The organism is Moorena sp. SIO4G3, from assembly GCF_010692305.1.
Taxonomy (GTDB): Bacteria; Cyanobacteriota; Cyanobacteriia; order Cyanobacteriales; family Coleofasciculaceae; genus Moorena; species Moorena producens_A.
In genome coordinates this window covers 1-3,094 of record NZ_JAAHIG010000618.1, presented here as the reverse complement: position 1 = coordinate 3,094, position 3,094 = coordinate 1, and the positions used below count along the sequence as shown (strand labels likewise).

The window sequence follows — 3,094 nt, the reverse complement described above, 5'->3', positions numbered from 1 at the left end:
GAGCTACTCGGTTTGAGCCTGTGGAATAGGAAGTGCCGACACCCTATGAAATGCCAGGTAACTGGAAAGAAGCAGGAAGGGAACATTAATACGGTTTATACCGTGTTGTGTCAGTTTTCCGTAGCAGCTGCTAGTTTCAAGGAAAATCAAAAGCTGTAAAAGAATTTTGGGATAGTAATAAATCACAAGAAACGTACGATTCTGAAATAATTCCCACCTATGGGCGACCAGGGATAATCAATGAAATCATTGGGGCGCAGTCCCCATCCCCTCTCTTGGTGCGCGTTCGGTGTGGCCGTTGAACCTCGCGCCTTGTCGCACCCCAGCGCGAAGGCTCTTGGGGCGTGGGGCATGATAAACTAAAGAAAGCGAGGCAAGACTATAATAATAAACCAACTTAGCCACTCTGTCTTAGGTACTCTGTTAAAGCATCTGTCTGTTGAGTGTTCTAATCCCTTAGCAGCTCTAGTCTAACCCTAACCATAGCCTGACTAACAAGTCGATAACCCCATGACTGCTGAACTTATCGTTGAAAAGAAAAAATTAGAGAATCCACCATTAACAATTCATTATCTAGGCGATCGCGTCCTGCGTCAGCCTGCCAAGCGGGTTGCTAAAGTAGACCACAACATCCGGAAATTAGCTGAGCAAATGCTGCAAACCATGTACAGTGCAGATGGTATCGGTTTGGCAGCACCTCAGGTCGGGATTAATAAGCAAATGATTGTGGTTGACTGTGAGCCTAATAACCCAGACAACCCACCGCTGGTGTTAATTAACCCAGACATCAAGAGTTTTGGTACCACCCCTTGTGATGGCCAGGAAGGTTGTTTGAGCATTCCCGGTGTCTATTTAGATGTCACCCGTCCAGACGACATTGAAGTAGCCTACAAGGATCAAAACGGACGCCCTAGAACCTTAAAGGCGAATGGATTACTATCTCGCGTCATTCAGCATGAGATAGACCACCTTAAAGGAGTGATGTTTGTTGATCGGGTGCAAAATGGTCTAGCCTTAACTGAAGAATTGAATAAGCACGGGTTCTCAGCCCAAGCGGTGAAACCCATTAAATAACTATACCAATCTGATTTTATTTGTGAAACCTCTGGTGAGGTCGTGATCGGGTGATGGAAAAGACTATAAGCACCTGTTATTGTTCAATTTTAAATTACGATTGCTATAGTCACAGTTGCTATAGTCACAGTAATCTTTCTACTCCCTTAACCTTCTACAATTTACTCAACTGTGACTGCTCTTATAAACTTGATCGGAAGTTCGGTTAATCACTTATAATAGGGTTTATATTATCGGTATAAATTAAGGTATAAATTAAAAATTTGCAATTGTCAATATTCAATGCTTAATTAACTAACACCCAAGCATGATAAATAGTAAAAATCACTAGATATGACCTATTACTTAGCGGTTAGCTCTAATTGATTGCGCCACAGCTAATTTAAGTCTTATGATTTCTGATAATAATCTGTCACAAAAAAGCTTATGATGACACCAAAAAGTGCTCTGTTTTTGATGATTGCCTGTGTTGCTGGGATTGCGGCTGTGGGTTCAATTTTTGAACTTTCCTATGGTGACCCCGAGTTAGGTAAGTTGGTGACTGGAATTATCCTCGCTGCTAGTATTCCTATTGGTGGTCTCTCTTTCTACCTAGCGGTGCTTGATGCCAGGGCGAATATAAAGGGCTAAGGACATTTGAAAAAATAGTAGTGTAATTCGTTTGGTGGTGCAATTCCTTTGCTATAAACCATCGAAAACTATGGGTGATTAGGATCCAAGGATATACAAAAACGTTGCACAACTGATTACTATCCTGGTGATGTTAATGCAGCCAAAGTAATCCAAAGGCTCTGCTAAGGCGACCGTTGGGCATTTGGGAAGTACGGAACGGATGCAGCGCGTTCTTGGGGAGCCAGTCGGCCAAAGGGGTTTCCTACTGGGCTGGAGAGCGATGCAGCGCCGACCTGCGGGGGTTTCCCCCGGAGACCAAACCTGATTACGTTGAGCCTTTATGGTTGGTAGGCTATGCATAAAAGGTGTAAAACTTATTGATTAGCGATGCAGCGCGGTCTTGGGGGTTTCCCCCATGAGCGACTGCATCAAGACAAGGCTCAACTGTCTTACGGTAAATTCAAACCACTCGCGCTTTGCATGGCTGACAGGTGCGGAACACTGCGATCGCACACAGACCCATGCGCCATGAGCGACTGCCGTCAAAACCCCCACTCGCGTTCTGCATGGCTGACAGGGTCGATGTTTCCTATATCTGTGTTGATCGAGAGATCTGCAAAGGAAAGAAACGTTCTTGAAACTAGAATCCCCTGCCGGATTAGCATGGGGAGTGTGAATAACCAATAACGACCAAAGTAGCAATGACTGGTCAAGTTTACAGTGGATTTCTGCGCCAGCTTTCCACTAGTGATAACAAAGAGATACTTGCCGTACTACCCCTTTCTGAATTAGAGGATAACGTCATTGGACGTGACCCTAACTGTAAAATTTCCTTAGATCCCTATCGCTACGTCAGCGTATCGCGCCGTCATGCGGTAATTAGCCCTCTGACCCCTCTAAAAAATGGCTGTCCCCGCTGGGAAATTTGTGACCTTGATAGTGTGAATGGCACCTATGTGAATGGCGAATATTTGCAGGGTTGTCAGGAATTGCAGTCAGGGGATCGGATTGAGTTGGGTCACGATGGTCCAAAATTCATCTTTGAGTGCGAGGTAACGACATCCCTTGATTTGCCATCCATCCCATCCCACACTATTGCCATAGAAAAACCCCTAAAACCGATTAGCAAGATACCAAAGCCTCAGACCGATTATGTCACCTTCACCCAACTGTTTCCCATCTTGTCAACAGGACGGGATTTAAATCAGAAAGCTTTTTTGGCTCCTGGTATCGTCACTGTACTCTTTGTCGTATCAATGTTTGCTGCAGTTGGTCAACCAGTAGTTTTTAATCTTTTGCTAGCTGCCTACTTGGCAGGATTAGCCTATTACTTTGTTTACCAACTTTGTGGCAAACCTAAACCTTGGTGGGTGCTGCTGGGTAGTACTCTATCCACCAGTTTAATTTT

4 protein-coding genes are annotated in these 3,094 nt (G+C 44.5%); 3 read left to right on the top strand and 1 reads right to left on the bottom strand.

Annotated elements, in window-relative coordinates; genetic code table 11:
• Positions 1-510 precede the first annotated feature (510 nt).
• Together def and F6J99_RS43745 are read left to right on the top strand one after the other, a co-directional pair.
• Positions 511-1,074, top strand: a complete 564-nt coding sequence (gene def / locus F6J99_RS43750; protein WP_293123395.1) for a peptide deformylase — start codon at positions 511-513, stop codon at positions 1,072-1,074.
• A gap of 426 nt (positions 1,075-1,500) precedes the next feature.
• Complete coding sequence (locus tag F6J99_RS43745; RefSeq protein ID WP_198953978.1) at positions 1,501-1,704, top strand: hypothetical protein; 204 nt, start codon at positions 1,501-1,503, stop codon at positions 1,702-1,704.
• Between the two features lie 363 nt (positions 1,705-2,067).
• Here the strand turns inward: F6J99_RS43745 and F6J99_RS43740 are convergent, their stop codons facing one another.
• Positions 2,068-2,241 (bottom strand): hypothetical protein, encoded by a 174-nt coding sequence (locus tag F6J99_RS43740; RefSeq protein WP_293123392.1) that lies wholly within the window; start codon positions 2,239-2,241, stop codon positions 2,068-2,070.
• Between the two features lie 146 nt (positions 2,242-2,387).
• Between F6J99_RS43740 and F6J99_RS43735 the strand changes: the two genes are divergently transcribed.
• A partial coding sequence (locus F6J99_RS43735; RefSeq protein ID WP_293123389.1) for an FHA domain-containing protein occupies positions 2,388-3,094 on the top strand: 707 nt, incomplete at its 3' end.